30 protein-coding genes and 1 pseudogene are annotated in these 26,468 nt (G+C 63.4%); 15 read left to right on the forward strand and 16 right to left on the reverse strand.

The window, feature by feature from the left end; translation table 11 throughout:
• The first annotated feature begins 76 nt into the window (after positions 1-76).
• The 4 genes from RA21_RS18250 to RA21_RS18265 all read left to right on the forward strand — a co-directional run bounded on the left by RA21_RS18250 (position 77) and on the right by RA21_RS18265 (position 3,223).
• On the forward strand, positions 77-673 hold the full coding sequence (locus RA21_RS18250; protein WP_039151643.1) for a LysE family translocator: 597 nt from the start codon (positions 77-79) through the stop codon (positions 671-673).
• Positions 674-866: 193 nt separating this feature from the next.
• Positions 867-1,760 carry a hypothetical protein gene (locus RA21_RS18255; RefSeq protein WP_039151603.1) on the forward strand — a complete coding sequence of 298 codons (894 nt, stop codon included), beginning with the start codon at positions 867-869 and terminating at the stop codon, positions 1,758-1,760.
• 146 nt (positions 1,761-1,906) lie between these two features.
• Positions 1,907-2,338: a large conductance mechanosensitive channel protein MscL gene (gene mscL / locus RA21_RS18260; protein ID WP_039151604.1), complete on the forward strand. Its 432-nt coding sequence runs from the start codon at positions 1,907-1,909 to the stop codon at positions 2,336-2,338.
• Between the two features lie 78 nt (positions 2,339-2,416).
• On the forward strand, positions 2,417-3,223 hold the full coding sequence (locus RA21_RS18265) for a mechanosensitive ion channel family protein (protein WP_019298252.1): 807 nt from the start codon (positions 2,417-2,419) through the stop codon (positions 3,221-3,223).
• Positions 3,224-3,321: 98 nt separating this feature from the next.
• Here the strand turns inward: RA21_RS18265 and RA21_RS18270 are convergent, their stop codons facing one another.
• From RA21_RS18270 to RA21_RS18290, 5 genes are all read right to left on the reverse strand, one after another.
• The gene (locus tag RA21_RS18270; protein WP_039151606.1) at positions 3,322-3,858 is read right to left on the reverse strand and encodes a hypothetical protein; all 537 of its coding nucleotides are present in this window, start codon (positions 3,856-3,858) and stop codon (positions 3,322-3,324) included.
• 175 nt (positions 3,859-4,033) lie between these two features.
• Positions 4,034-4,561, reverse strand: coding sequence for a GNAT family N-acetyltransferase (locus RA21_RS18275; RefSeq protein ID WP_019298254.1), 528 nt, complete (start codon positions 4,559-4,561; stop codon positions 4,034-4,036).
• Positions 4,558-5,007, reverse strand: coding sequence for a YtoQ family protein (locus RA21_RS18280; protein ID WP_029205037.1), 450 nt, complete (start codon positions 5,005-5,007; stop codon positions 4,558-4,560). Before RA21_RS18280 ends, RA21_RS18275 begins: the two co-directional genes overlap by 4 nt.
• The gene (locus RA21_RS18285) at positions 4,998-5,660 is read right to left on the reverse strand and encodes a phosphoribosyltransferase (protein ID WP_039151608.1); all 663 of its coding nucleotides are present in this window, start codon (positions 5,658-5,660) and stop codon (positions 4,998-5,000) included. Before RA21_RS18285 ends, RA21_RS18280 begins: the two co-directional genes overlap by 10 nt.
• A 47-nt stretch (positions 5,661-5,707) precedes the next feature.
• Positions 5,708-6,343 (reverse strand): class I SAM-dependent methyltransferase, encoded by a 636-nt coding sequence (locus tag RA21_RS18290; protein ID WP_039151610.1) that lies wholly within the window; start codon positions 6,341-6,343, stop codon positions 5,708-5,710.
• A gap of 87 nt (positions 6,344-6,430) precedes the next feature.
• On the opposite strand from RA21_RS18290, the gene RA21_RS18295 reads away from it, so the two are divergent.
• Positions 6,431-7,324: a LysR family transcriptional regulator gene (locus tag RA21_RS18295; RefSeq protein WP_019298258.1), complete on the forward strand. Its 894-nt coding sequence runs from the start codon at positions 6,431-6,433 to the stop codon at positions 7,322-7,324.
• A gap of 97 nt (positions 7,325-7,421) precedes the next feature.
• On the opposite strand, the gene pheT is transcribed toward RA21_RS18295, so the two are convergent.
• Positions 7,422-9,818 (reverse strand): phenylalanine--tRNA ligase subunit beta, encoded by a 2,397-nt coding sequence (pheT, locus tag RA21_RS18300; RefSeq protein ID WP_039151612.1) that lies wholly within the window; start codon positions 9,816-9,818, stop codon positions 7,422-7,424.
• A gap of 89 nt (positions 9,819-9,907) precedes the next feature.
• Positions 9,908-10,723, reverse strand: a complete 816-nt coding sequence (locus tag RA21_RS18305; protein ID WP_039151614.1) for an alpha/beta hydrolase family esterase — start codon at positions 10,721-10,723, stop codon at positions 9,908-9,910.
• A 179-nt stretch (positions 10,724-10,902) separates the two neighbouring features.
• On the opposite strand from RA21_RS18305, the gene RA21_RS18310 reads away from it, so the two are divergent.
• Positions 10,903-12,033, forward strand: a complete 1,131-nt coding sequence (locus RA21_RS18310) for a DUF2652 domain-containing protein (RefSeq protein WP_039151616.1) — start codon at positions 10,903-10,905, stop codon at positions 12,031-12,033.
• A gap of 200 nt (positions 12,034-12,233) precedes the next feature.
• On the opposite strand, the gene RA21_RS18315 is transcribed toward RA21_RS18310, so the two are convergent.
• From RA21_RS18315 to RA21_RS18325, 3 genes are all read right to left on the reverse strand, one after another.
• Positions 12,234-12,737: a hypothetical protein gene (locus tag RA21_RS18315; protein WP_019298262.1), complete on the reverse strand. Its 504-nt coding sequence runs from the start codon at positions 12,735-12,737 to the stop codon at positions 12,234-12,236.
• A gap of 207 nt (positions 12,738-12,944) precedes the next feature.
• Positions 12,945-14,018 carry a phenylalanine--tRNA ligase subunit alpha gene (gene pheS / locus RA21_RS18320; RefSeq protein ID WP_039151618.1) on the reverse strand — a complete coding sequence of 358 codons (1,074 nt, stop codon included), beginning with the start codon at positions 14,016-14,018 and terminating at the stop codon, positions 12,945-12,947.
• Between the two features lie 124 nt (positions 14,019-14,142).
• On the reverse strand, positions 14,143-15,039 hold the full coding sequence (locus tag RA21_RS18325) for a LysR family transcriptional regulator (protein WP_039151620.1): 897 nt from the start codon (positions 15,037-15,039) through the stop codon (positions 14,143-14,145).
• 97 nt (positions 15,040-15,136) lie between these two features.
• Between RA21_RS18325 and RA21_RS18330 the strand changes: the two genes are divergently transcribed.
• The 3 genes from RA21_RS18330 to RA21_RS18340 all read left to right on the forward strand — a co-directional run bounded on the left by RA21_RS18330 (position 15,137) and on the right by RA21_RS18340 (position 16,787).
• Positions 15,137-15,589: a PACE efflux transporter gene (locus RA21_RS18330; RefSeq protein ID WP_193748093.1), complete on the forward strand. Its 453-nt coding sequence runs from the start codon at positions 15,137-15,139 to the stop codon at positions 15,587-15,589.
• An 88-nt stretch (positions 15,590-15,677) separates the two neighbouring features.
• Complete coding sequence (locus RA21_RS18335; protein WP_019298266.1) at positions 15,678-16,313, forward strand: DUF1326 domain-containing protein; 636 nt, start codon at positions 15,678-15,680, stop codon at positions 16,311-16,313.
• Positions 16,314-16,433: 120 nt separating this feature from the next.
• On the forward strand, positions 16,434-16,787 hold the full coding sequence (locus tag RA21_RS18340) for a GFA family protein (RefSeq protein WP_019298267.1): 354 nt from the start codon (positions 16,434-16,436) through the stop codon (positions 16,785-16,787).
• A gap of 3 nt (positions 16,788-16,790) precedes the next feature.
• Here the strand turns inward: RA21_RS18340 and RA21_RS18345 are convergent, their stop codons facing one another.
• Together RA21_RS18345 and RA21_RS18350 are read right to left on the reverse strand one after the other, a co-directional pair.
• Positions 16,791-17,957 carry a sterol desaturase family protein gene (locus tag RA21_RS18345; RefSeq protein WP_039151647.1) on the reverse strand — a complete coding sequence of 389 codons (1,167 nt, stop codon included), beginning with the start codon at positions 17,955-17,957 and terminating at the stop codon, positions 16,791-16,793.
• Between the two features lie 97 nt (positions 17,958-18,054).
• Positions 18,055-18,822 (reverse strand): AraC family transcriptional regulator, encoded by a 768-nt coding sequence (locus RA21_RS18350; protein WP_039151622.1) that lies wholly within the window; start codon positions 18,820-18,822, stop codon positions 18,055-18,057.
• Positions 18,823-18,890: 68 nt separating this feature from the next.
• Here RA21_RS18350 and RA21_RS18355 point away from each other — a divergent pair, with 68 nt between their 5' ends.
• From RA21_RS18355 to RA21_RS18365, 3 genes are all read left to right on the forward strand, one after another.
• Positions 18,891-19,493, forward strand: a complete 603-nt coding sequence (locus RA21_RS18355; RefSeq protein WP_039151624.1) for a pyridoxamine 5'-phosphate oxidase family protein — start codon at positions 18,891-18,893, stop codon at positions 19,491-19,493.
• Positions 19,494-19,655: 162 nt separating this feature from the next.
• Positions 19,656-20,693 carry a PAS domain-containing sensor histidine kinase gene (locus RA21_RS18360; RefSeq protein WP_039151626.1) on the forward strand — a complete coding sequence of 346 codons (1,038 nt, stop codon included), beginning with the start codon at positions 19,656-19,658 and terminating at the stop codon, positions 20,691-20,693.
• Positions 20,694-20,839: 146 nt separating this feature from the next.
• Positions 20,840-22,579: an adenylate/guanylate cyclase domain-containing protein gene (locus RA21_RS18365; protein WP_039151628.1), complete on the forward strand. Its 1,740-nt coding sequence runs from the start codon at positions 20,840-20,842 to the stop codon at positions 22,577-22,579.
• A 58-nt stretch (positions 22,580-22,637) separates the two neighbouring features.
• Here the strand turns inward: RA21_RS18365 and rplT are convergent, their stop codons facing one another.
• The 4 genes from rplT to pyk all read right to left on the reverse strand — a co-directional run bounded on the left by rplT (position 22,638) and on the right by pyk (position 25,087).
• Positions 22,638-23,003, reverse strand: a complete 366-nt coding sequence (gene rplT, locus RA21_RS18370) for a 50S ribosomal protein L20 (protein WP_008557989.1) — start codon at positions 23,001-23,003, stop codon at positions 22,638-22,640.
• Between the two features lie 15 nt (positions 23,004-23,018).
• Complete coding sequence (gene rpmI, locus RA21_RS18375) at positions 23,019-23,219, reverse strand: 50S ribosomal protein L35 (RefSeq protein WP_019298273.1); 201 nt, start codon at positions 23,217-23,219, stop codon at positions 23,019-23,021.
• 116 nt (positions 23,220-23,335) lie between these two features.
• Entirely contained in the window at positions 23,336-23,557 is a 222-nt protein-coding gene (locus RA21_RS18380; protein WP_019298274.1) for a hypothetical protein, read from the reverse strand.
• 84 nt (positions 23,558-23,641) lie between these two features.
• On the reverse strand, positions 23,642-25,087 hold the full coding sequence (gene pyk, locus RA21_RS18385; RefSeq protein ID WP_039151629.1) for a pyruvate kinase: 1,446 nt from the start codon (positions 25,085-25,087) through the stop codon (positions 23,642-23,644).
• A gap of 120 nt (positions 25,088-25,207) precedes the next feature.
• On the opposite strand from pyk, the gene RA21_RS18390 reads away from it, so the two are divergent.
• From RA21_RS18390 to RA21_RS23235, 3 genes and pseudogenes are all read left to right on the forward strand, one after another.
• Positions 25,208-25,945, forward strand: coding sequence for an N-formylglutamate amidohydrolase (locus tag RA21_RS18390; RefSeq protein WP_039151631.1), 738 nt, complete (start codon positions 25,208-25,210; stop codon positions 25,943-25,945).
• Between the two features lie 122 nt (positions 25,946-26,067).
• Positions 26,068-26,307, forward strand: a complete 240-nt coding sequence (locus RA21_RS18395; RefSeq protein WP_039151633.1) for a DUF6868 family protein — start codon at positions 26,068-26,070, stop codon at positions 26,305-26,307.
• A gap of 74 nt (positions 26,308-26,381) precedes the next feature.
• Positions 26,382-26,468: pseudogene (locus RA21_RS23235) on the forward strand (DUF1244 domain-containing protein); the annotation flags it as partial.

The following is a 26,468-nucleotide window of genomic DNA, read 5'->3' on the forward strand; positions in this document are numbered from 1 at the left end:
GCCCCTTTGCGCAAGAACCGGATCGACCGGACCTGCGGAAATGGCGTTTCTGGAGCCGCACCAAGAGGTTTTCCAGATGCTCCAGACCGCCGCCGCTCTGATCGTGTTCCTGTTTCCGCTGGCCTACAGCCCCGGTCCCGGCAACCTGTTCTTTGCCGCCAATGCCGCGCGCTTCGGCTTTGCTGCAACGGTTCCGGCCAATGCAGGCTATCACTTGGCGACCTGGATCGTGACAGCTGCGATCGGGCTGGGCTTCCTGACAGTTATGGACCAGGCGCCGCAGCTGTTTGCGGTGCTCAAGACCGCAGGTTCTCTCTATGTCCTGTGGCTCGCCTGGAAACTGGTCCGGGCCGGGGTGCTGAGCGGCGCACAGGAGCCGCAGCCGGCCGGTTTCACAGATGGGGCGGTGCTGTTGGTGCTGAACCCCAAGGCCTACGTGATCATCGCGCTGATGTTCTCGCAGTTCCTGGCCCAGGAGGAGGACGGCCGGCTGCTGCCGGTGCTGCTGATCACAACCGTCTTCACTCTCAACAACCTGCTGGCCTTCACGGTCTGGGCCCTGGCCGGCGGCAGGATCGCCAAGCTGTTCCGAACCTCCGCCGGCGCCCGTCGGCTGAATGTGCTGTTCGGCGCCGTTCTGGCGGCGGTTGCGGTCTGGATGCTGCTGCCCTGAAGACCGGAACGACTCATTTGCCGTTTATCCAATGGAGACAATCAGCCAGCTTTGTTCCCGCAGAGGTGGTTTTTAGCTCACCTCAATTTTGTTAAAAATGAGGCAAATTTGTGAAATTGCGGCATGTCCGGACAGCAGCGGCCGGCAGGGCAAGCCTGCGCAACCATTTCCGGTCACGAGTGAAAGCAAATCAATGCCCGAGACTTCCAAGATCTTTACCTACGCGGTGGACGGCCTTGCCTACACCGTCACCGTTTACGAGGAAAACGGCGAATTCTTTGCTGACATCACCGTCGACGACGGCGCCATGGACGTGAACGCCATCTACTTCGGGGATGATGATTTTTCCGGCTCCAGCGAGTCCCTGAGCGGCCCGCTGAACATGAACGGCACCCGCCTGGACGGCGAAAAGGTGCAATGGGACGAAGCCACGGAGCTGAGCGACCCCGGCCTGGGGCCGGAGGGCGAAGACAAGGAAACCTACCTGCAGACCGGTGACACGATGACGGTCTCGCTGGACATCGAAAGCCTGGACGAGATCGACATCTTCGGTATCCGCGCCACCTCCACCACCAATGACGCAGGCTCCATCAAAGGCGTGAGCGGCGATCCGGAGGAGCCGGAAGAGCCCGAGGACCCGGAAGAGCCCACTTATGAGAAGGTCTTCTTCGGCGAGGTGTTCTCTGACTCCGGCGACCCGCTGGGCGGCACCTTCATCCTGGACGAAGAACCGGACCCGAACCCCTACAGCATCCCCGCCCTGCCCGAAGGCACGGAACCGACGTTTGACAACTACCTGTCCTACTTCCTGTCGGAAGATATCGGCGGTGACCTGTCCGCTGTGCAGTCGGTGGTGTTTTACGGAACCGGAGAGGACGGCGCGCAGGAAGAGCTGCACCGCATCGACGCGCCGGAGGGCGGCTTCCAAAGTGCGGACGACCTGCTGGCCGCCTATGACGACGCTCTCGAAGCCACCGGAGACCTGGCCGGTCAGGACCTGATGGCAGCACTGAGTTTGGAGGATCACGCAGAGGCAGATCCGGAGGCTGAAGAGGATCTGGGTGCAGACGAATTCGAGCTGCTATGATCTCCCCAGGGGCGGCCCGGCGGCCGCCCCTTATGCCGCCCTGCGGTTGAGGCGTTTCCAGCCTGATATTCCCCGTTTACAGAGTGAAACGCCGCTCCTAGCCTGAAGCGCATAAACAGCGCGGCAGGGATGGAAAGGAAACGGATATGCTGGACGAGTTCAAGGCCTTCATTGCCAAGGGCAATGTGATGGATATGGCGGTGGGGATCATTATCGGTGCCGCTTTCACCGCGATCGTGAAGTCCATGGTTGATGATCTGATCAACCCGATTATCGGCCTGTTCACCGGCGGGGTGGATTTCACCAACAACTTCGCCGTGCTAGGTGGCGATGGCGCCAGCTACAGCTCGCTGGAGGCCGCGCGCGAAGCCGGTGCCTCGGTCTTTGCCTACGGCTCCTTCCTGATGGCGGTGCTGAACTTCCTGATCATCGCCTGGGTGGTGTTCCTGCTGGTCAAATCCGTGAACCGCGCCCGCGACGCGATGGAGGGGCAGGAAGAGGCTCCGGCAGAGGAAGCGCCCGCCGGGCCGACAGAACTTGACGTGCTGCTGGAAATCCGCGACTCGCTGAAAAAATAACGCCGGTGCACCGGCATCAAGGAATTGCAAAGGGGCGGGCTTCCGCTCCTTTAGCGCGTTTGCAAGGGATTGAAACTGATGGAACAATTGATTGAACAGGCCGGGGCCTACTGGCCGCTGCTGGTAAGCGGCGTCAAGGCGCTGGTGGTGCTGATCCTCGGCTGGATCGCCACCGGCTGGATCAGCGGCGCGGTGCGTAACCGCATCAATAGGACACCGCAGATCGACCCGACGCTCGGCAATTTCGCTGCCAGCATGATCCGCTGGGCGCTGCTGGCGGTGGTGCTGGTTGCCATCCTCGGCATCTTCGGCATTCAGGCCACCAGCCTGGTAGCGATGCTGGGCGCCGCCACACTGGCGATCGGCCTGGCGCTGCAGGGCACGCTTAGCGATCTGGCGGCGGGGTTCATGCTGATCCTGTTCCGCCCCTACAAGATCGGCCAGTATGTGGACATCGGCGGCACCGCCGGCACGGTGAAGGACGTGAACCTGTTCGTGACCGAGCTGGCAACACCGGACAACGTGCAGATCATCGTCCCCAACGGCCAGGCCTGGGGCTCGGTCATCACCAACTTCTCGCACCACCCTACCCGCCGTGTCGACCTGGTGTTCGGCATCGACTATGGCGACAGCGCCGACACCGCCAAGGCGGTCATTCTGGCACAGGCCACCGCAGACGCACGGGTTCTGCAAGATCCGGAACCCTGGGTGCGGGTCACCAACCTGGGCGACAGCTCGGTCGATCTCACAGCGCGGGTCTGGTGCAAGGCGGATGATTACTGGGAGGTGAAATTCGCCCTCACTCAGGGCGTGAAGGAAGCCTTTGATGCCAAGGGCATCTCCATCCCCTATCCCCATGCGGTGGAAATCAAGAAAGCGGGCTGAGGCGCTCCCGCCTGACTTTGGCCCCTGCCGGGGCCGCACCCCGTTGGGCCTGGCGCCCCGCCTTTGGCGGGGCGTTTCCGCGTTCCGGGTTCAGGGGATTAACGTTCCCGCGCGGCCTGCATAGCGCGAACAGCCGCATTCCGGGCTCTGGCCTCCCGCGCGCGGTCCTGCACTCTGTTTTCAGGTTCTGCCGGCGGCCAGCCGGCCAGCACCGTATACCCTTCCAGATCGGTAAAGCCCCATTGTGCCGCAAGCAACTGGTAGCTCTTGACCTCCCAGCCAGAAGCGTCAGGTTCGAACCGCAGCCGCCAGGTGCCGCGTACCCGCACAGGCAGGCGCAGCCGACTGATCTGGTTCATTGCCTCATGGCCGTTCAGTGCCGATCGCGCCCCCTGCATCCGCAGTTGCTTCATCCGCTCGACAAGGCTTGCGGCTTCTCTAAGCCGACGGCCGGCAAAGATCACCTCAATCTCGGCGCCCGGGCTGACCAGCCCCTTCACCACCAGATCGCCGCGGTTGTTACGGCTGAACACCGGCACCAGCTCCACCGGCACATCGCGCACCTCGCGCTTGAACAGCCCCGCATCTTCGACCAGCGGGGTGACTTGCATGGGAGGGCGGCGGCGGTTCGTCATTCAGCAGTCCCGATCACCGCCCTCCGGAGAGAGCGGTGCCATTTCGATCTATTATTTGTCACGGGAAAACTAGCCCGCTCCCGTTAAAGAACCGTTGCTCCGTTCCAGCGATCACAGCTTTTCCAAGTGCAATTCGAACACCGCAAAACATTGAAATACAGGAATGTTTCCAGCTTCACCGGCTGACAGGCCGTTTCATGACCAAAGTTGGGTTGCCCCGATACAGGGCCTCGCCCGCAGGTGCATACCCCAGCTTCAGCGCCACCCGGTGCGACACCGTATGGGCCGGATCGAAGATGCAGGCGGTTTCCGCCCAGTCCGTGGCCTCTGCCGCCCACTCGTGGATGCACCCAACCGCTTCGGTAGCCATTCCCCGCCCATGCACTTCCGGCGCCAGCACCCAGCCCGCTTCCGGCACCCCTGCCAGCGGCGGCTCCATGCTGCGCTGGTAGTCGGCAAAACCCACCTCGCCGATGAACCGGCCACTCTCCCGCAGGGTCACCGCCCAGTAGCCATAGCCCAGCGCCTGCCAGTGACCGATGTAACGCAGCAGCCTTGTCCAGCTTTCCTCCGGCGCCGAGGGTGTCCCGGAGATGAAACGCACCACCTCCGGCTCCGCCCAAAGTGCCGCCACGGCTTCGAAATCCTGCACCCCGTGCGGGCGCAGGATCAGCCGTTCCGTCTCAAGCACGGGAGGTGTCATGCAGGCAGCTTGCCGGTCAGCACATAGGTGAGGATTTCGACCACCTGGCGCGGCTCCTCTGCCACCGCCAGCGCGGCAGCATGGACCTCTTTCAGCGCGTGCTGATGCTCCGGCGGGCTGAGCACGATGATCGACTTGCCCAGCGCTGCGGCATAACCCGCGTCAAAGGCCGCGTTCCACTGCTTGTACTTGTCCCCAAAGCGCACGACCACGACATCGGCGTCCGCAATCCCCTTGCGGGTGCGGATCGCGTTAACCATCGCGCCCTTGTGGTCGTGCCAGTACTTGTTCTCTTCGGCCCCCAGCACCGCCACGCCGCAATCATCGCTGGCGTCGTGATCCGTCACCGGTGCGCTGAAGCTCACCTCCAGCCCTTTTGCACCCTCAACGATCTGTTCCCGCCAGTCCGTGTGAATCTCGCCCGAGAGATAAACATTCAATGCCACGTCTTGTCCTTTCCTGCGCCAGCGTTCGGGGCCGCGGCCAGTGCGGCCATGACCTCGTCATCGCTGGTTTGCGTAAAATCCCTGTAATGCGCGCCGACCGCCCAAAACTCCTTGGGGCTCAGCAAACAGACCAGAGTATCCACCAAGGAGCCCAGTTCGTCCACCGCTTCCGGCGGTGCAACCGGAACCGCCAGGATCACCCCTGCGGGCTTGCGTTCCTTGAGCCAGAAATGCGCCGCCATAAAGGTCGCGCCAGTGGCAATCCCGTCGTCCACCACGATCACAGTGCGGCCTTCCAGTTCCACCGGATCGCGGCCTTGCAAGTAGCTGGCACGGCGGGCGGCGTTCTCTTCCCGGGCCTGCGCGACATGGGGTGCAAAATCTTCCGGCTTCATGCCGGTGGCCTGCAAGAGCGCGCCATTGAAAATGGGATTGCTGCCTTCGGCCAAAGCCCCTGCGGCCAGCTCCGGGTTGGAGGGCATGCCGATCTTGCGGATCAGGATCAGGTCCATGGGCGCGTGCAAGGCTTGCGCAATCGGCAGGGCGACAGGCGCCCCGCCCCGCGGCAGCGCCAGCACCACGGGGTCCGTCATCGGCAGTTCAGCCAGTTCCTTGGCCAGCTGAAGCCCGGCGGAAATCCGGTCTTCAAACATTTCAGCCTCCACCCCGTTACCTAGCGCGGAAGCTGCAAAGGCAAACCTCAGCGCCGACGCGCCACCAGATACCGCCCGGGGGTATCGGCCGGGTAGTTCCCGGTTTCGATGATCTCAAACCCTGCCTTTTGCACCGCGGCCTCCAGCCTGCGGATATCGATGAAGTCCACAAAGCTGGGCGCCTTGCCTGCCAGCCGCATCAGCGGAATGGCGGCCGAAAACAGCCAGTATTTCCAGCTGCCCCGCATTTCGCCCAAGCAGGGAGTCTTTGAGATGAACAGCCCGCCGGGCTTCACCCGTGCCGCGACGCCGTCCAGGACCTCCTCCAGATCCGGCAGCAGATGCAGCAGGTTATGCGCCAGGACCGCATCAAACGGCCCCTCAGGCGCCTGCCCGGCACTGCAGCATTGAAACTCGACATTGCCGGCACCTGCATCCCAAGCCCGCTCTCGGCCGACCTCCAGCATCGCCTCAGACAGATCGGTTGCAAGAATTTTGGAGACGCCGCTGGCCAGCTCAATGGCGGTGGAGCCGGTGCCGCAGCCCAGTTCCAGCACCGTATCATCCGCCTTGAGATAGGACCGTGTCCGCTCCAGCGCATAGCGGTAGGCGTCCATGTCGCGGATCTTGGACTTGGCGTATTTCGGGGCGATCTTGTTCCAAAAGCGGGCATCAGCGGTCATCGCATGTCTCCTTGGCTGCCCGCACCCTATCTATACATTAACCACGGATAAATTGCCGAAATCCGCAGGGGTGTTATACGTATTTGCATGATTAGCCCCGACTGGAACCATATCCGTGCCTTTCTCGCCACTGCTGAAACCGGCTCACTGTCGGCAGCTGCACGCAAGCTTGGTCTCACCCAGCCGACATTGTCGCGCCAGGTTGCGGCACTGGAGGCAGAGCTGGGCGTGCTGCTGTTCGAACGCCTTGGCCGGTCACTGGCCCTCACCGAAGCCGGGCGGGAACTGCTGGCGCACAGCCGCAGGATGGGCGAGGCCGCCGACGGTCTGGCGCTGGCCGCGACCGGCCAGGCGCAGACCATCGAGGGGCTGGTGCGCATCACTGCCAGCGACGGCATCTCGGCCCATATCCTGCCCGGGGTGCTGGACCGGCTGCGCCAGCAGGCTCCGCGGCTGCGGATTGAGATTGTTGCGGCGGACGACATCCGCGACCTGCAACGCCGAGAGGCCGATATCGCGGTCCGCCACGTCCGCCCGGAACAGCCGGAGCTGATCGCCCGCAAAATGCAGGACACCACTGCCCGCTTCTATGCCGCCCGCAGCTATCTGGAACGCCGCGGCACCCCGCGCAGCCGCGCCGACCTCAGCACCCATGATTTCGTGTCCTTCGGCGACATTCCTCAGTTCCTCGGCTACCTGGAGCCGCTCGGCATCCGGCTGAGCGAAGGGAACTTCCCTGTCGGCTCCACCAGCGGCCTGGCGGCCTGGGAACTGGTACGGCAGGGATTCGGCATTGTGCCGATGCTGGATGCCATCGCCCGCAAAAGCCCCGACGTGGAGCCCTTGGACCTGGAAGATTTGCCCACGCTGGAGTTCCCGTTGTGGCTGGCCACCCACCGCGAGCTGCACACCAGCCGCCGCATCCGCCTGGTGTTCGACATTCTGGCCGACTACCTGACTGGGCTGAAGATGAGGTTCTGAACCGCCGCCGCAAAGGAAAAGGGCGGCCCCGGAACCGGGAGCCGCCCTTTTCCTCAAAACTTTTGCCAAGGCTTTTCAAAAAGCCTTGGACCCGCCGTCACCCCCGCAGGGTGCCGCCGGTAGCCTTGCTCACTTTGGCAATGATCTTTTCGCTCACCGCTTCGATGTCCTTTTCCTTCAGCGTCTTGTCGCTGGGCTGCAGCCGCACAGTGATCGCCAGCGATTTCTTGCCCTCGCCCAAGCTGCCGCCGATGAACTCGTCAAAGACGCGCACACCCTCGATCAGCGCCTTATCGGCACCTGCCGCGGCATTGACCAGGGTCAGCGCTTCGACGCTATCATCGACGACAAAGGCAAAGTCCCGCTCCACCGCCTGCAGATCGCTGATTGCCAGCGCCGGGCGGGTGGCAGAGGATTTGCGCGGCAGCGGAATCTCATCCGGGAAGATGGTGAAGGCCACGGCGGCCCCCTTGATGCCCATCTCCTTCAGCACCTTCGGGTGCAGCTCGCCAAAGACGCCGAGGGTCTTTTTCGGCCCCAGACAGATGCGGCCATGGCGGCCCGGGTGCCACCAGGCTGCCCCTTCGCGCAGGACCTGCACCTTGGCCGGGGCGCCGATGGCCGCCAGAACCGCCTCGATGTCGGCCTTGGCATCATAAAGATCCACTGCGCGCGAGGCCCCATGCACGTCCTTGGGCCCGGTGCGGCCAACCAGCAGGCCCGCAATCTGATTGACCTGCTCGCCCGGCTCGCCGCCGGTGAAAGCAGGGCCTGCCTCGAACAGCGCCAGGTCCATGAAGCCGCGCGCCTGGTTGCGGGCCGCAGCCTGCAGCAGGCCTGCCAGCAGGTCCGGGCGCATATGCGACATCTCGGAAGAGATCGGGTTGGCCAGCATGGTGGCATCATCGCCGCCGCCGAACAGCGCAGCAGAGGCCTTGTCGATGAAGCTGTAGCTGACAACTTCGTTGTAGCCGAGGCTGGCGCAGGTGCGGCGTGCCATCTGCTGGCGGCGCTGCTGCGGTGTCATCACCGGCTTCGGGATGCCATCGGTCAGCCGCGGCAGCGGCTTGCCCACCAGCTTGGTCAGCGAAGCAATCCGCGCGACTTCTTCCACCAGGTCGGCCTCGCCCTGCACGTCCGGGCGCCAGCTGGGCACATGCGCCATGCTGCCCTCCAGACGGAAGCCCAGGCGGGTCAGGGTCTGGCGCTGGTCGCTTTCCGGAATTTCCATCCCCACCAGCGATTGCACACGATCCGCATCCAGCTTGTACGCGCGGGAATGATCCGGCACGTCGCCCGCGATCACGACCTCGGACGGCTCGCCGCCGCACAGGTCCAGGATCATCTGGGTCGCGCGGTGCAGGCCCTCGATGGTGTATTCCGGATCGACACCGCGCTCAAAACGGTAGCGCGCGTCGGAGTTGATCTTGAGCGCCCGGCCCGCCATGGCGATCTGCACGTGATCCCAGAACGCGCTTTCCAGGAACACATCCACGGTTTCCTCGGTGCAGCCGGTTTCCTCGCCGCCCATGATGCCGCCGATGCTCTCGGGACCGTTGGCGTCGGAAATCACCATCTGACCAGCGCCGAAGGTGTATTCCTTCTCATCGAGCGCCTTCAGCGTCTCGCCGCCAGCCGCGCGGTGCACCCGCAGGTCGCCCGCGACCTTTGCGGCATCAAACACATGCAGCGGGCGGTTCTGGTCGAAGGTGAAGAAGTTGGTGATGTCCACCAGCGCCGAAATCGGGCGCAGGCCGATCGCCTTCAGCCGGTCCTGCAGCCACTGCGGGCTGGGGCCGTTCTTCACGCCCTTGATCACCCGGCCCGCAAACAGGGGGCAGCCATCCAGCGTGTCGGCGTCGATGGTCACCTTGATCGGGCTGGCAAAGTCGCCCGGGATCGCCTCAAACGCACGGGTCTTGAGTGTGCCGAGGCCGCGCGCTGCCAGGTCGCGGGCAATACCATAGACGCCCAGCGCATCGGGGCGGTTCGGGGTGATCGCGATTTCAATAACTGGATCGACCTTGGCCGGATCATTCTCAGCCAGCCAGTCCACGAACTTGTCGCCAACCGCGCCGGAGGGCAGCTCGATGATACCGTCATGTTCTTCCGACAGCTCCAGCTCACGCTCGGAGGCCATCATGCCAAAGCTCTCGATGCCGCGGATCTTGCCGACGCCGATGGTGATGTCGAGGCCGGGGATATACATGCCCGGCTTGCAGACCACCACGGTGATGCCTTCGCGCGCGTTCGGTGCGCCGCAGATGATCTGCAGCTCGCCCTCGTCGGTGTCCACCTTGCAGACCCGCAGCTTGTCGGCATCCGGGTGCTTCTCGGCGTGTTTCACATAGCCGAGGGTAAAATCCTTCAGCGCGTCCGCCGGATTGACGACCTCTTCGACCTCAAGGCCCAGATCGGTCAGGGCATCAGTGATCTCTTCCACCGAGGCGTCGGTGTCGAGGTGGTCTTTCAGCCAGGAAAGCGTGAATTTCATTGGTCGGGGACCCCTTGGCAGACATGCGTGTTTGACCTGAGGCAATGGCAAAGAATGCGCCAAGGTTCAAGGGTTCTGCGCCCCTGCTCTCAAGGATAGCTGGGAGTGAGGTTCAAAAGCTCATCCAATTGCCGCCCGATCCAGCCATGCGGGATGAAATGGCCGCCCGGATGGGTGTCCAGCACCACCTGTCCGCCAGCGCAGCCCGCCCAGACCGTGCGGTCCAGCTTGAGGAACTCCACCACCTGCCACTGCCCCAGCGCCCGCGCCGCACCGCAGCCCAGCCGCGCCCGCCACAGCGCCACCGGATAGGTCCGCTCGCCGCCGGGGCCATAGGGGAAATCCATCACCGTATCCTTCAGCCCGTGCACATGGCGCACCTCGCGCGGGGCCTCAGTGCAATTCTCAGTTTGCTGGATGGTGCCTGCCACCGCCAGCAGGGCCGCCACATCATTGCCGCTGTGGCAGACATACCGCCAGGCCATGGCCGAGCCATAGGAATAGCCGGAGACGTAAATGCGATCCGGATCAACCGGGTAGCGTTTGGCGACGTCCGCCAGCACCCGATCGGAAAAAGCAACGTCTTCTGTTTCCGCGGACCAGAAATCCCAGGTCTTGTTGCGCCCGTTCGGCGTCACCAGCAAGACACCCCGCCGCTTGGCAGAGACCCCCACCCGCTCGCTTTTCTGCGCATGGCGCCCGGTGCGCGACCAGCCGTGGAAATGCAGCAGAATCGGCAGGGGCGAGGTCCCGTCCCAGCCCTCCGGCTCCATCACATGATAGGAGCGGTCACCCAGTTCGCAGGGCGTTGCGCCAAGGCATTCAGCGGGTTTTGACGGCCCCATGGCGGCAGCGGCAGTAGCCCACAGCAGGGCGGCGGAGAGAGAAAGAACTGCTCGGATCATTCGCCCTAGGGTAGCCACAACGCCGCAGCTGTCACGTCACAAGTTTGTGGGGCCCGTGCGGCGGCGCTGATGCCTGGCCACAAACTGGCAACCCACCCCTCAAACATTCCCGACACGCGATGTTTTGAGATTCCCCCATCTTCGCGCATACTGATCCCCTCACTGCCAGGGAGACACCGATGACGGATCAGCATTCCGGGGTTCAAAACGCCTTCTTCGTCATTGCCGACCTGTCGGGCTACACCAAATTCATGGCCGGCACCCCGCTGGAGCATTCCAAGGGCATCCTCGATGCGCTCTTCGGCAGCCTGATCCCCGCTATCCGCGCACCGCTTCAGATCTCCGGCCTGCAGGGCGATGCGGTCTTTGCCTATGCCTTCGAAAGCGAGGTGATGACCAAGCAGTTCATCCTCGACTTTGCCGAAAGCCTTTACTGCATTTTCGCCCGCGAAAAGGAGAAAATGATCCTCAACACCGGCTGCACCTGCGATGCCTGCAGCAAGATCGGCGATCTGGAGCTGAAACTGGTGGTGCATCACGGCGAATGCATCCTGCAGGACACAAGGGGCAGCAACGAGCTGGCCGGCCCCGACGTGATCACCGCCTTCCGGCTGCTCAAGAACTCGGTCACCGAACGCACCGGCCTCACCGCCTATACGCTTATTTCCTGCGATGCGCTGCGGGCGATGGATCTGGTCGATTTCTTTGAGGAGAGCGAGTTTCACAGCGAGGACATCGAACACATCGGCCCGGTTGAGTATGTGGTCCGCGACATGCGTGCGGCCTGGCAGCGCCGCCGCTCATCCGAGCGCAGCTTTGTCGGCGCCACGGATGACCTGCTGTTTGACGAATGGATCGTTCCGCTGGCCGTCTCGCCTGAGATCGCCTTTACCATCTGCACCCGCCCCGATCTGCGCACCGAATGGCTGGGCGCCGACAAGATGGACCTGCTGAACACCAACAAGGGCAAGATCGAACCCGGCACGATGTATCACTGCTACCACGGCGACGCGCTGTTTCCTTACGAAGTGCTGGACTGGAACCCCGGCGAATATGTCACCGGCCGCTACAACCTGCCGATGGGCCTGATGATGTATGAAACCATCGAGATGGAGGAGGTCGGCGGCGGAACATTGGTCAAGCTGCGCTATGCCAAGACGCGTTCCCCCAAGCTCCTGGGCAAGCTGATGGCCGGCATGATCAACCGCAAGCTCCGCGGCTTCATCATTCCTGACAAGGAAAACCGGGTCGCCAAGATCAAGGCGCTGGGAAAACGGCTGGGAAGCACATCAGCGGCAGAACCTGCCTGAGGTGTCACGCTCAAGCCTCGCCACCGCCTGACCGCGGGGAGACGAACCGGCATTGGCGTTTGGCAATTTATGTCGGCCTAGTCCGTAGAACGTCCAGCCGTTTCGCCTGCGTCACCAAATCGCCTGCCCTTGCGGGCAATCGCCGGGAGGCAAGCGATGGCGCGGCGGCCTCCCGGCCTTGTTCCGCGCTGGGGCTTCATTCAAAAATCTGTGCCGATTTCTCGCCTCATTGCGTCAACCATTCGGTCACTCGCAAACAAAACATTTTCGTCCAGGCTTCGCTCTAAGCCGTCTAAGGAAGTGACCCGTGGTGATACTTCTTCGAAAAGGGTTTCAAGAGCAGCAAGAACGGCCTGACTGGTCTCACTTGACGCGATTGAACCAACCAGCACAATTTCTTTTTGCAGCGCCCAAAGCTTCCTTACTTCCGGGTTCAAATCCCAACCATCAGCATCGGCTTCATGCTTTACTCTAGCAGCTTTTCCGATTTGACGAATAAAGTTGCGGTATAGCTCTCTCTTTTCCCGTTTTAGCTCCAGCTCGAACGCCAACTTCGTTTGCATTCGCCAGATCGCCAGAGAGATCAAGCCTCCAAGAAACAACGCCCAAACGGGGTTACCTGCTATTTCTTTTAGCCAATCAAACAGCCACCCAAAATCCCCGCACACATTCTCGCAGGCGGTCATCACTTCAGCAGAAGCCATTCGCTCAAAACCCTCAAATCAAACTTTTTGCAGTATAGAGGGGAGCATAGCGCCCGTTGCGTGCAAAGCGCAATTGTACCCTCACCGTGCATCACTGAGGGCAGCGCCCGGCCCGGCGGGGTGGGAAGCGAAGCGCCCGCCCCGTGGGGGGCGGGCCGGGCGCTGCCCGGCCTATCGGCCGGGCGGTAGTTCTGAAACTTTGATGAATTACCGCGACAAACCGCCATGCAGCGCCGGCATGTCCAGGCTCTGGAAGCCGTAGTGGCGCAGCCAGCGCAGGTCGCTGTCGAAGAAGGCGCGCAGGTCCGGGATGCCGTATTTCAGCATCGCCAAACGGTCGATGCCGATGCCGAAGGCAAAGCCCTGGTAGATCTCCGGGTCGATGCCGCCGGCCGCGATCACCTTGGGGTGCACCATGCCGGAGCCGAGGATCTCCATCCAGTCGTCACCCTCGCCGATCTTCAGCGTGCCGCCTTCCCAGGAACAGCGGATGTCGACCTCTGCCGACGGCTCGGTGAAGGGGAAATGCGACGCGCGGAAGCGCAGCTCGACGTCGTCCACCTCGAAGAAGGATTTGACGAATTCCTCCAGCACCCACTTGAGGTTCGCCATCGAGATGTCCTTGTCCAGCGCCAGGCCTTCGACCTGGTGGAACATCGGCGTGTGGGTCTGGTCGTAGTCGGCACGGTAAACGCCGCCCGGGCAGATGATGCGCAGCGGCGCGCCCATCTTCTCCATCGAGCGGATCTGCACCGGCGAGGTATGGGTGCGCAGCACATGCGGCGGGCGGTCGTCGCCCTCGGCACGGTGCATGTAGAACGTGTCCATCTCGGCGCGCGCCGGATGGTGGCCGGGAATGTTCAGCGCATCGAAGTTGTACCAGTCGGTGTCGATCCGCGGGCCTTCGGCAACGGAGAAGCCGAGTTCCGCAAAGATCGCAGTGATCTCTTCCTGTACCTGGCTGATCGGATGCAGGCTGCCCTGGCGGGCGGGGCGCGACGGCAGGGTCACGTCCAGCCATTCGGTGCGCAGGCGCTCATCCAGTGCGGCATCTTCCAGGCCCGCCTTCTTGGCCGCCAGCGCCGAGTTGATCTCATCCTTCAGCGCGTTCAGCGCGGGACCTGCCACCTGGCGTTCTTCCGGGGTCATCTTGCCCAGCTCGCGCATCTTCAGCGCCACTTCGCCCTTCTTGCCGACGGCGGCAAGGCGGATCGCCTCCAGCGCCGACTCGTCGGCGGCCTCTGCAATCTGACCCAGGTATTTGGCTTTAAGATCGTCCATCACGGCCCCTCGAATTCTGCTTGTGCCCTGCTACCACAAGGGCGCGCGAAAGCAAGAGGGCGGGGACCGATGCGTCAGCGGTGTGTCACCACGGCGCGCCGCGACGGACCGGAGCCAGAAGCCGTCACCCCCGCCACGCCTCCTGCGGCAGCCTTAACAGGTGCTGCTGCAGCCATTGCCCGGCCTGCCCCAGCACCCGCTGCGACGTCCAGACCACGTCGATGCCGGCCAGCGCATCGCTCTGCTGGAATCCATAGCGCAACCGCACCAGGGCGCCGCTGTCCAGATGCGGCTGCACCGCGGGCAGCGGCAGTTCGGCCCAGCCCAGCCCCTGCCGCAGCAGCTCGATAATCATCCCCGGGCTTTCCGCGCACCAGAGAGAGGCGCTGTAGGCCTCACCGATCAGCCAGCGGGCCTCCTGCGAGCGGCTTTGCAGCACCAGCTGCCGGTGCGCCCGCAGGTCGCGGTGCGCGAGGGGGCCAAGGGCAGCCAGCGGGTGATCCCGCCCGCAAACCGGCACCGCCACCGTGTGGCCAACGCCGCGGAACTGGAACCCCTCCGGGTAGCTCTCCTGCTCCGTCATCAGCCCCAGATCGGCGCGGCCTTCCTTCAGCAATGCGGCCGTATCATTGGGTCCCGCCGACAGAATCTCCACCGCCACATGCGGAAAGGCCTCGGCAAAGCCGCGCAGCGCCTCCAGCAGCGGCGCCTGGTTCAGCCCCTGCTCCACTGCCAGGCACAGGCTGTCCTCCACCCCCTCGGCCATCGACGCAGCTTTGGCGGAGAACTCCCGCTGACCCAAAAGAATGCCGTGCGCATGCGGCAGCATCTCGCGGCCCGCCTTTGTCAGCGCAGGCGACCGTCCGCTGCGGTCGAACAGCTGCAGGCCGCAGTCGATCTCCAGATTGGCAATTGCAGTGGACACCGCCGACTGCGCCTTGCCCATCCTGCGCGCCGCGGCTGAGAAGGAGCCCAGTTCGGCGGCCAACACAAAGGCCTGCAGGGTTTCCGGAGACATCATGGACCACCCATCTGATTTTCAGATACATACTGACTGGAAGCATCATGAAATAGGGATAGAACAAAGACAACGCCCAGACTTCAAAAGGAGGCACAGAATGGCAGGCAAAGTTGCAATGCGTACCGCAAGGGACCGGCTGCGCTATACCTTCAGCTTCGAAATCCTGCTGATGGCAATGCTGGTGCCCGTTGGTGCAGCATTCTTTGACAAACCGCTCAGCGACATCGGCCTCCTGGGCGCCTTCCTGTCCGTGAAGGCAATGCTGCTGAACCTCCTCTACAACTGGATCTTCGATCACGCGGATGCCAGAGCAGGCCGGGTCGCCAGCGACCGCTCGCCGCTGGGCCGCCTGCTCCATGCCGCAGGGTTCGAGGCTACGCTGCTGCTGACCTCGCTGCCGGTCTATATCTGGTGGCTGAACCTGGGCCTGCTGCAGGCGCTGGCCGCCGACCTGACGGTGACCTCCTTCGTGGTGGTCTACACCTACGGCTTCACCCTCGCCTATGACCGCATGTTTCCAGTCGCAGCGGCGGAGAACGGCAGCGCCTGACCTGCCGCCCGGCAGAGCCTGCGGTTTTATGCTATACTTGCGGCGCGCGGCACAGCGCATCCCATTCAGCAGCAACCGGAGGACAGCCATGGCACATGTGGATTGGTATATCGAAGGCCCCAGCTTCGGGAACTGCAACTGCAACTACGGCTGTCCCTGCCAGTTCGAGGATCTGCCCACCCATGGGCATTGCACCGGGTTCGAGGTGATTCGTATCGACAAGGGCCATTTCGGCGGCACCGACCTGACCGGCACCCGCGCAGCGCTGTTTTATGCCTGGCCCGGCCCGGTCTTCGAGGGCAAGGGGGCACTGCAGGCGATCATCGACGACCGCGCCACCGACGCCCAGCGCGCGGCGCTGGAAACCGTGATGCTGGGCGGCGAAACCGATGAGGAAGCCACCCATTGGTGGGTGTTCCGCGCGATGTGCGACACCGTGCACGAGACGCTGATCAAGCGGATCGACTACGAGGTCGACATCGAAAACCGCACTGCCAAACTCGACATCGAAGGGCTGGTCACCTCAACCGGCCGGCCGATCCAGGCCCCGCATGGCGGCGGCGAGCACCGGGTCCGCATCGATATCCCCGGCGGCATCGAGTTCACCCTGGCCGAGATCGGCAGCGCCAGCACCAAGTCTGACGCGGCGATCAAGCTGGACCTGGATGACAGCTATGGCCAATGGGCCATCATCCGCCACGGTCCGCACGGAATCGCGGCCTGATATGCCCGCTCCGCTGGTGTAACAGGCGTTTCCAGACCTGTCGCTGTCGCCCGCAGGCCTGCACAGTGTGCATCCTGTTGCATCTTATCTGCGTATTCCACTCAACTTATGAGGCCAGTGATGGAAACCTACTCCGGGACCTGCCATTGTGGCGCAGTCCGCTTCACCTTCCGCACCCGGGAAATCTCCAGCGCCATGCTTTGCGACTGCTCGATTTGCTCCCGCAGAGGGGCTGGCTTGACACCGGAAACCATCCCGCCCGCCGATATGCACATCACGGCTGCCCCCGGCACCCTGAAAACCTACCAGTTCGGCACCAAGACCGCGCAGCACCATTTCTGCGGCACATGCGGCATCCACACCTTTGTGGAAACCCGCCTCAACCCTGGGCACTACCGGGTGAACCTCGGCTGCATCAAGGGACTGGATGCGCTGCGGCTGCCATCAGAAATCTACGACGGCCAAAACCTCTGAGCCTCAGCCCTTGCCACCCTCATCCGGCTTCTTCTTCCAGCGCTTTTGGTTGAACGGGTACAGGAATTGCCGCCAGTAGCCGTTTGGCACCGTGTCACCGGCCACCCCGTATTTCGACGGCCATTCCTTCTCCGGCAGGTGGTGGGTGCCAAACAGCCAGTCATAAAGCGGGAAATGCGAGGCATAGTTGATGTCGATCGCCGCCCGCTCGCTGCCATGATGCCAATGGTGATAGCGCGGGGTGACTAGGAACCGCTCCACAAAGCCCAGCTTCCAGCCGATATTGGCGTGGTTGAAGCTAGAGTAGAAATAGACGATCAGCAGATAGCCCTGGATCGCCTCCGGCTTGAAGCCGAGCGTAAACATCGGCACTGCAGTCAGCCCGCGCAGCACCGCGATCTCGATGAAATGCATCCGCGCCCCGGCCAGCCAGTCCATCTTCTTGGCGGAGTGGTGGATCGCATGGAAATGCCACAGCGCCGGAAAGGTGTGAAAGGCGCGGTGCACCCAGTACTGCACGAAATCCGTTGCCGCCATGATGATCAGCACCTGCACCGCAAAGGGCAGATTGGTGATATGGGCGCGGATCCCCTCCAGGTCGAACTCGGTGTTCACATAGTTCGCGGGCGCCATGGTCAGGAACGTCAGCACCTGCACCAGCATGGAACTGATCAGATAATAGAACATGTCCTCGCGCCATTCGGTGCGGAACACGGTCTGCTCGCGCCGCGCCGGAAAGACCCGCTCCAGCGGCACGAACAGAAAACCCACCAGCAGCACGTTCACGACAAAATAGTCGAGCCCGAAATACAAGCTCTGCGGAGCCTCGCCCGCGTGCTGCGGCTGCGCCGTAGCCATCAGCGAGGCAACTACAGACAGACCCAGCGCCGCCCAGCCCAGGCTTTTCTGGCGGCTCAGGATCAGGCTCAGCAGCGACAGCGCATAGCCCGCCAGCAGCACAAACCGCAGGAAGGCGGTCACATAGCCGCTGGAATGCACAAATGCGATCTGCGGATAAGAGAACGTCTCAGGGTACCAGCGCAGCAGCACCAGCAGCAGCCCGGTGATGGCCGCCAAAAGCGCCATTGAGCCCGACAGCCAGCCGCTGCCCAGCGGCCGAACCTCGCGCGGGGATTCCAGTTGCGCGATCACATTCCGGATGAATTTCATGCCTGCCTCATTGCCGCCGTTCCGGCGCAACCTGCCACAGATAGCAGCGGCCTGCGACTACGGAAATCATGACACCGGCCAGCGTCCTCGCCGGGCGTCACACCAGCCGCCGCATCATCGCCAGCAGCGACTGGCGGCTGGCATAGCCCAGCCTTTGCGCCACCTGGTCCAACCGCGCGCCGCGTGCCTCTGCCCGCAGTGCGATCTGGCAGCGCAGCCGGTCGCGCCAGCCACCGAAACTCAGCCCCGTCTGCTGCTGGAACCGGCGGGTGAAGCTGCGGCGGCTCATCCCTGCCAGCGCCGCCCAATGGTCCAGCGTGTGCGGCGCGCCCGGTGCGCCGATCAGCGCATCGCAGACCCGCTGCAGCCGCGCGTCCGCAGGGTACGGCAGCGCCAGCGGGGATTTCGGCGCCGCCGCCAGTTCTATCAGGATCAGCTGGCTCAGATGGTGTGCCCGCGGCGGCAGCGGCCAGGGATTGTTCATGGCGCACAGCGCCGCAATCAGCCCCGCCAGCAGCGGCTCCACGGTCACCGCCCGGCACTCCGCCATCATCTCCGCCCCTGGTGCCGCCGGATCGATATAGAGCGACTGCAGCTGCACTTCGCCCGCCATGCGGATCTCATGCAGCACCCCTGCAGGCACGATCAGCCCCGACCCCGCAGGCACCGCCCAAGTGGTGCCGCCGGCCTCTGCCATCATCAGCCCGGCCACCGCATAGACCAGCTGGTGGCGCGGATGATCATGCCAGGCAGAGACATAGCCGTCCGCATAGGTGCGCGCATAGGATGCCACCCCATGCGGCAGCATCTGCACCGCATCGGAGGAGGACGGTCCCCGCCGCCGGATATCCGCATTCTGGCCCATTTGCGCAAAAACTGGCCCCATCGCCGCGAAAGGGCAAGCTAAAACGCAACCAAAAGGAGGCCGGCCCCATGCAGACCATCACCAGCACCAATGAGCTTGAAGAGATCTACGGCGCCCCGGTGCCGCAATCGCTGACCAAGGTCACCACCCGCCTGACGCCGCTTTACCGCAACTGGATCGGCGCCTCGAGGTTTCTGATGCTGTCCACCGTTGGCCCCGAGGGCACAGACGCCACCCCACGCGGCGATGACGGCCCTGTGGTGCATATGGCGGACGAGCGCACCCTCTGGCTGCCCGACTGGCGCGGCAACAACCGCATCGACAGCTTGCGCAATATCGTCCGCGACAGCCGCGTCAGCCTGATGTTCATGGTGCCTGGCTGCAACAACGTGGTTCGGGTGAACGGCACCGCCGTGCTGACCGCGGACGAGGCCATTCGCTCCCATTTTGCCCGCAAATCCCTGCGGCCCGCGACTGTGGCGGTAATCACGCTTCAAGAGCTCTATTTCCAATGCGCCAAGGCGCTGATGCGCTCCCGCCTGTGGGACCTGGAGGCGAACCGCCCCGCGGTGCCCACCGCTGGCCAGTTCCTGAAAGAGCAGGAGGAGAGCTTTGAGGCAGAGGCATATGACGCAGGATATGCGGAATACGCCAAGTCCCGCATGTGGTGATGGCGTTTCCGCGGCTGCCCGTCTGGTCCGGCGAGGCAAACGCATGCCGCAGCAGACAGTTTTTCCCGCAAGTGCGGCACCTTAGCGCTTGCCAGCAGGCAGGCAAGCTGTGCAAGTTGCAGACCTGCCGTCCCAAAGAGATGTACTGCCGTGCCCACACAAATGGACCGCACCAGCCAGACCTGGAAGGTCACGCCAGACCTGTTGGGCATCATCGACGCCTCCGGCATCTTCACAGACACAAACCCGGCCTGGTTCACCACGCTGGGCCTGCTGCCGGAAGATATCGAAAGCCGCCAGTTCTTCGACTTCCTGCACCCCGACGACATGTCCCGGACCGAGGCCGCCTTTGAGCGCGTCAAGCAGGGCAAGCCGGTGCTGCAGTTCGAAAACCGCTACCGGCACAAGGACGGCAGCTATCGCTGGCTGTCCTGGAACGCGGTTCCGGAAGGCGAACGCTTTTACTGCAGTGCCCGGGATGTAACCAAAGCCAAGGAAAACGCCGCCAATCTGGCCTCCCGCGAGCAGGAAGCCCATTTCCGCGAGCAGTTCATCGCTGTGCTGGGCCATGACCTGCGCAACCCGCTGTCGGCGATCGGCGCCACGCTGCGGCTGTTGGAGAATGAACCGCAATCAGCCAAGGCGCTGGAGATCCTGGCGCTCGGGCGCCAGTCCGTCACCCGGATGTCGGCGCTGATCAACGACATTCTGGACTTTGCCCGGTCGCGCCTTGGAGAAGGCATTGAAATCACGCGGTCGGACAGCGCGGAGCTGCGGCCGGTCCTGGCGCAAACGGTTGAGGAAATCCGGCTGGCAAATCCGGGCACCCCGATCACCGAGAACTACAGTTTCACCGACCCGCTGAACTGCGACACGGACCGCATTGCGCAGCTGGTCTCCAACCTTCTGTCCAATGCAGTGACTCACGGCGCCCAAGGCAAACCGGTCATCGTGACAGCCCGCGAGGACGGCAGCGATTTCACTCTGTCCGTCGCCAACCAGGGGGATCCGATCCCCGAAGCAACCATGGCGCTGCTGTTCGAACCCTTCACCCGCACCGACACCCGCGAGTCGCAGAACGGTCTCGGTCTGGGCCTTTACATCGCCCAGCAGATCGCCAGGGCGCATGGTGGCCTGATCGTGGCAGCGTCGGATCGCCAGCAGACCATCTTTACCCTGCGGATGCCGCGCCAAGGCTGAGCACGGCAGGGGTCAGCAAATATTCGGTGCTGTTTTCTGCTTTCGGTTCCTGGCACCCGATAGCAGCAGCTTTCTGCACCTCAGCACTGGGAACTGGTTTTTTACCACCGCTCCCGCTACCCTGACCCAAAGGGGAGGGCCAGTGGATGGAGCGCCGCCTGGCTGCAATTCTGGCAGCAGATGTCGTGGGTTATTCCAAACTCGTTCAGGCGGACGAGGCGGCAACGCTCAAACGGATGAAAGTCATCTGGAGCGAAATCTTCATCCCTCTTGTGACCGGAAACAGGGGCCGCATCTTCAAGACCATGGGCGATGGCGCCCTTGCCGAATTCGCCAGCGCCGTGGATGCGGTGGAATGTGCGGTTGCGCTGCAAAACGCTCTGCGCGCAAGAAATTCTGAAAACGCAGATCTGGACCCGATTGATTTCAGGATAGGCATCAACCTGGGCGACATCGTTGTCGAGGGCGACGATGTGCTGGGTGAAGGCGTCAACGTCGCCGCCAGGCTGGAAGCCGCCGCGCCCTGCGGCGGCGTTCTGACCTCCGACCACGTGCACAGCCAGGTCCGCGGCAAAGTGGGCGCCACCTTCATCGACGCCGGCCAGATCAGCCTCAAAAACATCGACGGCCCCTTCCGGGTCTGGCGCTGGGACGGCGGCACGGCCACACCCAAACCTGCAGCCCGGAAACGGGAAAAACTGTCCATCGCTGTGCTGCCCTTCACCAACATGTCCGCCGACCCAGAGCAGGAGTTTCTTGCCGACGGGCTGAGCGAGGACATCATCACCGGACTGTCGAAAATCCGCTGGTTCCTGGTGATCGCCCGCAACTCCACCTTCACCTACAAGGGGCAAGCCGTCGACATCAAACGCGTCGCCGCCGAACTTGGCGTTCGCTACGTGCTCGAGGGCAGCGTGCGCCGGGCCGGCAACCGCGTCCGCGTCACCGCGCAGCTGATTGATGCGCCGACCGGACTGCATGTCTGGGCGGAACATTACGACCGTGAGCTGCAGGATATTTTCGATCTGCAGGACGAGATCACCCGGACCATCGTCGGCCGGGTGGAGCCGGAAATGGCCGCTGCCGAACGCGAGAAGGCAATCAGCCGCAGAACAGAAAGCCTGGATGCCTGGGCCTGCTACCAGCGCGGCCTCTGGCACATGTGGGACTACAGCCGCGAGGACCACCAGAAGTCTCTGGACCTTCTCCGGCGGGCAACAGAGCTTGATCCGGAGTTTTCCACCGCGCACGCGTATCTGTGCTACGCCTACTATGAGGGCGTGGTAATGGGCTGGCCGGACGACCCGGAGCACCATCTGGAACTGGGCATGGCGTCCGCACGCCGCGCCTTGCAGATCGACGACACCGACCCGGTGGGTTATTTCGCCATCGGCCGGATCCACATGATGCAGGGCAGCCACGACTTGTCGATTGCAGCGCTGCAGCGGGCGATCCAGCTCAACCCCAGCTTCAGCCAGGCGCACCACGGGCTGGGCATGGTGCTGACCCTGGCCGGCCGCCTGGACGAAGCGCGCGCCTGCGAAGAACGTGTCGAGCCGTTGAGTCCGCGCGATCCGATCCTCTGGGCGACGACAATTACCCATGCGCTGGCGGATGTGCTGGCCGGAGATACAGAGGCCGCCCTGGCCTGGGTGGACAAGACAATGCAGCTGCCCCGGGCAACCGGCTATTGGCCGCATGCGGTCAAGGCAGCCGCCCTGGTGCAGGCCGGGCGCCTGGACGAGGCCAGGGTCTCAGTACAGGCCGCGATTGGCGAACTGCCGAAACTATCCCTCAGCTACCTGGCCCGCAGCCTGCCCGTCAAACATCCCGGCGGCCTGGATCCCTATCTGAACGCGCTCCGTACGGCAGGGTTGCCGGAATAGCGGCAACAAAAAAGGCCGCCCCGATGGGCGGCCTTCTCTGAATTCGAACTCTGGAGCCTTAGGCTGCCAGCGCGTCCTGTGCCTGACGGACGATCGCACCGAAGGCTTCGGGCTCGTGCACGGCCAGGTCGGCCAGAACCTTGCGGTCCACTTCGATGCCGGCCAGGGTCAGGCCGTTGATGAAGCGGGAGTACGTCAGCGCTTCGTCGTGCGAACGCACAGCAGCGTTGATACGCTGGATCCACAGCGCGCGGAAGTTGCGCTTGCGGTTCTTACGGTCGCGGGTTGCGTACTGGTTGGCCTTGTCGACGGCCTGACGGGCAACCTTGAAGGTGTTCTTGCGGCGGCCGTAGTAACCTTTGGCTGCCTTGATGACCTTCTTGTGACGGGCGTGAGTTGTGGTACCACCTTTAACGCGGGACATATCTCAGATCTCCTCTTAGCGGTCGTAGGGCATGAAGCCCTTGACGATCTTTGCGTCCGGTGCGGACAGGGTGGTGGTGCCGCGGGCGTCACGGATGAACTTGGTGGTGCGCTTGATCATGCCGTGGCGCTTGCCGGCCTGACCCGCTTTCACCTTGCCGGTGGCGGTAATCTTGAAGCGCTTCTTGGCGCTCGACTTTGTCTTCATCTTGGGCATTTCCGTCTCCTTCAATGCAGGTTCGCTAGACGCGCGACTCGGCATGCCTCGACGGCCGGCCGCGCGGAACAGAGCTGCCCTTTAAGCAATGCTGGCAGGATGGGCAAGCGGATTCTCTAAAGAAGGCGCCCGACGACCCTGAAAAACACGTCCGGGATCTCATCAATCGCATATCCGCCAGGTTTCTGCACCACGGCATAGGCGATCAGCGAGATGGCGATCAATATGGTGAGAATTGACGCCCGCGGCGGGCGGCGTTCACTCAGGGAGGACATGACCGATGGCACCGTGAATGCCGCAATCACCAGTCCCAGGATCAACGCCAGATCCGTATCCATGAACCATCTCCCCCATGACCTCAGCAACCTGAGAGATGGTAGGCGCAGGTGGCGGCATTTCAATCGCCGCCACCTGCCTTGGGGTTATTCGGGGTCGGTGCTGTAGATCAGCCGTTCGTCGCAGGGGGCAATGCGCAGGATGTTGGTGGTGCCCGGCACGTTGAAGGGCACGCCGGCAGTCACCACGATCTGGTCGCCCTCGGAGGCGTAGCCGCCCGACCGCGCCGCCCGCGCGGCGCTGACCACCGCGCCCTTGAACCGGTCCAGCTCCGGCGTCATCACGCATTTGCAGCCCCAGCTGAGGCACAGCCGCCGCGCGGTGGCGCTGACCGGGGTCATTGCGATGATCGGCACACCTGGGCGCTCCCGCGCGGTCAGCAGCGCGGTGGTGCCGGACTGGGTGAAACAGCAGATCGCCTTGATCTCGGTCTTCTCCGCAATCTCCCGTGCTGCGGCGACGATTCCGTCAGCCACCGTGGTGCCCTTGGCTGAGCGCGAAGACGCGATGATCTGGGTATATGTCGGGTCAGCCTCGACCTCGACCGCCACCTTGTCCATGGTCTGCACCGCCTGCACCGGATACTGGCCCGCCGCGCTCTCGGCGCTCAGCATTACCGCATCGGCGCCCTCATAGATGGCGGTGGCAACGTCGGAGACCTCGGCCCGGGTCGGCATCGGGCTTTCGATCATGCTTTCCAGCATCTGGGTTGCCACGATCACCGGCTTGGCCGCGGCCCGGCACTTGCGCACCAGACGTTTCTGGATCGGCGGCACCGCCGCCACCGGCAGCTCGACGCCCAGGTCGCCGCGCGCCACCATGATGCCATCAGAGGCATCCAGAATGGCCTCGAAATCCTCCACCGCCTGCGGCTTTTCAATCTTCGACAGCACCGCCGCGCGGCCATCGGCCAGTGCGCGCGCCTCATAAACATCCTTGGCCCGCTGCACAAAGGACAGCGCCAGCCAGTCCACCCCCAGGGAGCAGACAAATTCCAGGTCCGCACGGTCCTTCTCGGACAAGGCCGCCAGCGGCAGCACCACGTCGGGCACATTTACGCCCTTGCGGTTCGAAATCGTGCCGCCGGTCTCCACCGTGCAATCAGCAAAGTCTGGGCCGAAGTCATCCACCACCAGGCGGATCTTGCCGTCGTTCACCAGCAGGTGCGCACCCGGCTCCAGCGCCTGGAAAATCTCCGGATGCGGCAGGCACACGCGCGACACGCCGCCCTCCGCCTCATCCAAGTCGAGGCGGAACTTCGCCCCCTCCTCCAGGTCTTCGGCACCATTGGCAAACACACCCACCCGCAGCTTCGGCCCCTGCAAGTCAGCGAGAATCGCAATCGGGCTGTCCAGGTCCTGCTCCACCTGGCGGATGATCTTGTGCTTCTCGGCGATCTCCGGGTGGCTGCCGTGCGACATGTTCAGGCGGAACACATCTGCGCCCGCCTCATGCAGCGCGCGGATGGTCTCGTAGGTCTCCGAGGCCGGCCCCAAAGTGGCGACAATCTTCACATTGCGCGATCGTTTCATTGGGGTCCTCTCCTTCGGATCTCGTCTTCATGTTACCGCAAACAGCTCGGGGTGCTTATCCCCCAATTCCCATTTCCGCGCAACTCCCGTAAAGAGAATGCGGCAAAACATATCAGGCTCATGACATACACACCGTTTTTTGTTCACGGCGCAGACCGTCCCGCCCGCTGGCTGATCACCTGCGACCACGCAACCAACCATGTGCCGGATTTTGCCGGCGGCGGCGACCTCGGCCTCCCGCGCGAGGACATGGAGCGCCACATCGCCTATGACGTCGGCGCCTATGAGGTGTCCAAGCTCCTGGGCGAGATGCTGGACGCGCCGGTGGTGGCCTCCAACTTCTCCCGCCTGGTGATCGATCCCAACCGCGGCGAGGACGACCCGACCCTCTTGATGAAGCTCTATGACGGCACCATCATCCCGGCCAACCGCCACGCGGGCGAGGCAGAACTGAAGGAGCGGCTGGAAAGCTGCTACCGCCCCTACCACCGGGCGCTGGCCCGGCTGGCAGAGCGGCCGCGCACGGTGATCGTCTCGGTCCACAGCTTCACCCGCCAGCTGCGCGGGCGTGCGCCGCGGCCTTGGGAAATCGGCATCCTGTTCCCCGAGGGCGAGCGGTTCTCGCCCTTCGTCATTGACGAGCTGAACCGCGAAAAGGGCCTCTGCGTCGGTGTCAATGAGCCCTACACCGGCTATCTGCCCGGCGACGCGATCGAAACCCATGCCACCAAGCCGGGCCGCCCCAACACGCTGGTCGAGCTGAGGAACGATCTGATTGCAGAGCACGAGGGCCAGCACGAATGGGCCGAGCGCCTCGCCCGTATCCTGCCCAAGGCACTGGACGCCTCCGAGCTCTGACCTGCCGGGCACCGGAATTCGGCGCGAATTCCGGCTCGGAAAACGGCGCTGACATTGCAGAACGGGCCGCGCGCACCCATATTTGTAACGGAAACGCGGGATTTTCGGGGAAAGGAGCAGTCATGACCCAGGAAACCCTCTCTGCCTTTTTCGGATGGCTGACCGTTTTGCATATCGGACTGCTCACCCTCTCTGCCGTGCTTCTGATGCTGATGCGGGACTGGGTGGCTGGGCTGCACGCCCGCATGTTCGGGCTGGCGCCCGCGGATGTCAGCCTGACGGTCTACCGCTGGCTCGGCACCTATAAGATCGTGATCTTTGCCACCGCGCTGGGGCCCTGGCTGGCGCTGCAGCTGATCTGACCAGCCGCCCGCCCCCATTGCCTGTCCCGGCTGCTAGGCCTGCGGGGACGCAAGACAACTCCGGAGCCACCGCCATGGACAAGCAAACCGAGACCGAAATCCAGGCCGCCGCCTTCCGCCGCCTGCAAAAGCACCTGATGGAAGACCGCACCGATGTGCAG

The organism is Leisingera sp. ANG-DT, assembly GCF_000813785.1.
Lineage (GTDB): Bacteria > Pseudomonadota > Alphaproteobacteria > Rhodobacterales > Rhodobacteraceae > Leisingera.

Bases quoted from the DNA above. Each gene is read 5' to 3' on its own strand.
- rpmI (WP_019298273.1), bottom strand. From the start codon at position 23,219: ATGCCCAAGATGAAGACAAAGTCGAGCGCCAAGAAGCGCTTCAAGATT.
- pheS (WP_039151618.1), bottom strand. From the start codon at position 14,018: ATGGACGATCTTAAAGCCAAATACCTGGGTCAGATTGCAGAGGCCGCC.
- mscL (WP_039151604.1), top strand. From the start codon at position 1,907: ATGCTGGACGAGTTCAAGGCCTTCATTGCCAAGGGCAATGTGATGGAT.
- RA21_RS18315 (WP_019298262.1), bottom strand. From the start codon at position 12,737: ATGGCTTCTGCTGAAGTGATGACCGCCTGCGAGAATGTGTGCGGGGAT.
- RA21_RS18305 (WP_039151614.1), bottom strand. From the start codon at position 10,723: ATGATCCGAGCAGTTCTTTCTCTCTCCGCCGCCCTGCTGTGGGCTACT.
- RA21_RS18270 (WP_039151606.1), bottom strand. From the start codon at position 3,858: ATGACGAACCGCCGCCGCCCTCCCATGCAAGTCACCCCGCTGGTCGAA.
- rplT (WP_008557989.1), bottom strand. From the start codon at position 23,003: ATGTCCCGCGTTAAAGGTGGTACCACAACTCACGCCCGTCACAAGAAG.
- RA21_RS18325 (WP_039151620.1), bottom strand. From the start codon at position 15,039: ATGATGTCTCCGGAAACCCTGCAGGCCTTTGTGTTGGCCGCCGAACTG.
- RA21_RS18255 (WP_039151603.1), top strand. From the start codon at position 867: ATGCCCGAGACTTCCAAGATCTTTACCTACGCGGTGGACGGCCTTGCC.
- RA21_RS18335 (WP_019298266.1), top strand. From the start codon at position 15,678: ATGGCACATGTGGATTGGTATATCGAAGGCCCCAGCTTCGGGAACTGC.
- RA21_RS18365 (WP_039151628.1), top strand. From the start codon at position 20,840: ATGGAGCGCCGCCTGGCTGCAATTCTGGCAGCAGATGTCGTGGGTTAT.
- RA21_RS18285 (WP_039151608.1), bottom strand. From the start codon at position 5,660: ATGTTTGAAGACCGGATTTCCGCCGGGCTTCAGCTGGCCAAGGAACTG.
- pheT (WP_039151612.1), bottom strand. From the start codon at position 9,818: ATGAAATTCACGCTTTCCTGGCTGAAAGACCACCTCGACACCGACGCC.
- RA21_RS18350 (WP_039151622.1), bottom strand. From the start codon at position 18,822: ATGGGCCAGAATGCGGATATCCGGCGGCGGGGACCGTCCTCCTCCGAT.
- RA21_RS18345 (WP_039151647.1), bottom strand. From the start codon at position 17,957: ATGAAATTCATCCGGAATGTGATCGCGCAACTGGAATCCCCGCGCGAG.
- RA21_RS18250 (WP_039151643.1), top strand. From the start codon at position 77: ATGCTCCAGACCGCCGCCGCTCTGATCGTGTTCCTGTTTCCGCTGGCC.
- RA21_RS18330 (WP_193748093.1), top strand. From the start codon at position 15,137: ATGGCAGGCAAAGTTGCAATGCGTACCGCAAGGGACCGGCTGCGCTAT.
- RA21_RS18380 (WP_019298274.1), bottom strand. From the start codon at position 23,557: ATGGATACGGATCTGGCGTTGATCCTGGGACTGGTGATTGCGGCATTC.
- RA21_RS18395 (WP_039151633.1), top strand. From the start codon at position 26,068: ATGACCCAGGAAACCCTCTCTGCCTTTTTCGGATGGCTGACCGTTTTG.
- RA21_RS18340 (WP_019298267.1), top strand. From the start codon at position 16,434: ATGGAAACCTACTCCGGGACCTGCCATTGTGGCGCAGTCCGCTTCACC.
- RA21_RS18275 (WP_019298254.1), bottom strand. From the start codon at position 4,561: ATGACACCTCCCGTGCTTGAGACGGAACGGCTGATCCTGCGCCCGCAC.
- pyk (WP_039151629.1), bottom strand. From the start codon at position 25,087: ATGAAACGATCGCGCAATGTGAAGATTGTCGCCACTTTGGGGCCGGCC.
- RA21_RS18295 (WP_019298258.1), top strand. From the start codon at position 6,431: ATGATTAGCCCCGACTGGAACCATATCCGTGCCTTTCTCGCCACTGCT.
- RA21_RS18355 (WP_039151624.1), top strand. From the start codon at position 18,891: ATGCAGACCATCACCAGCACCAATGAGCTTGAAGAGATCTACGGCGCC.
- RA21_RS18265 (WP_019298252.1), top strand. From the start codon at position 2,417: ATGGAACAATTGATTGAACAGGCCGGGGCCTACTGGCCGCTGCTGGTA.
- RA21_RS18360 (WP_039151626.1), top strand. From the start codon at position 19,656: ATGGACCGCACCAGCCAGACCTGGAAGGTCACGCCAGACCTGTTGGGC.
- RA21_RS18310 (WP_039151616.1), top strand. From the start codon at position 10,903: ATGACGGATCAGCATTCCGGGGTTCAAAACGCCTTCTTCGTCATTGCC.
- RA21_RS18390 (WP_039151631.1), top strand. From the start codon at position 25,208: ATGACATACACACCGTTTTTTGTTCACGGCGCAGACCGTCCCGCCCGC.
- RA21_RS18290 (WP_039151610.1), bottom strand. From the start codon at position 6,343: ATGACCGCTGATGCCCGCTTTTGGAACAAGATCGCCCCGAAATACGCC.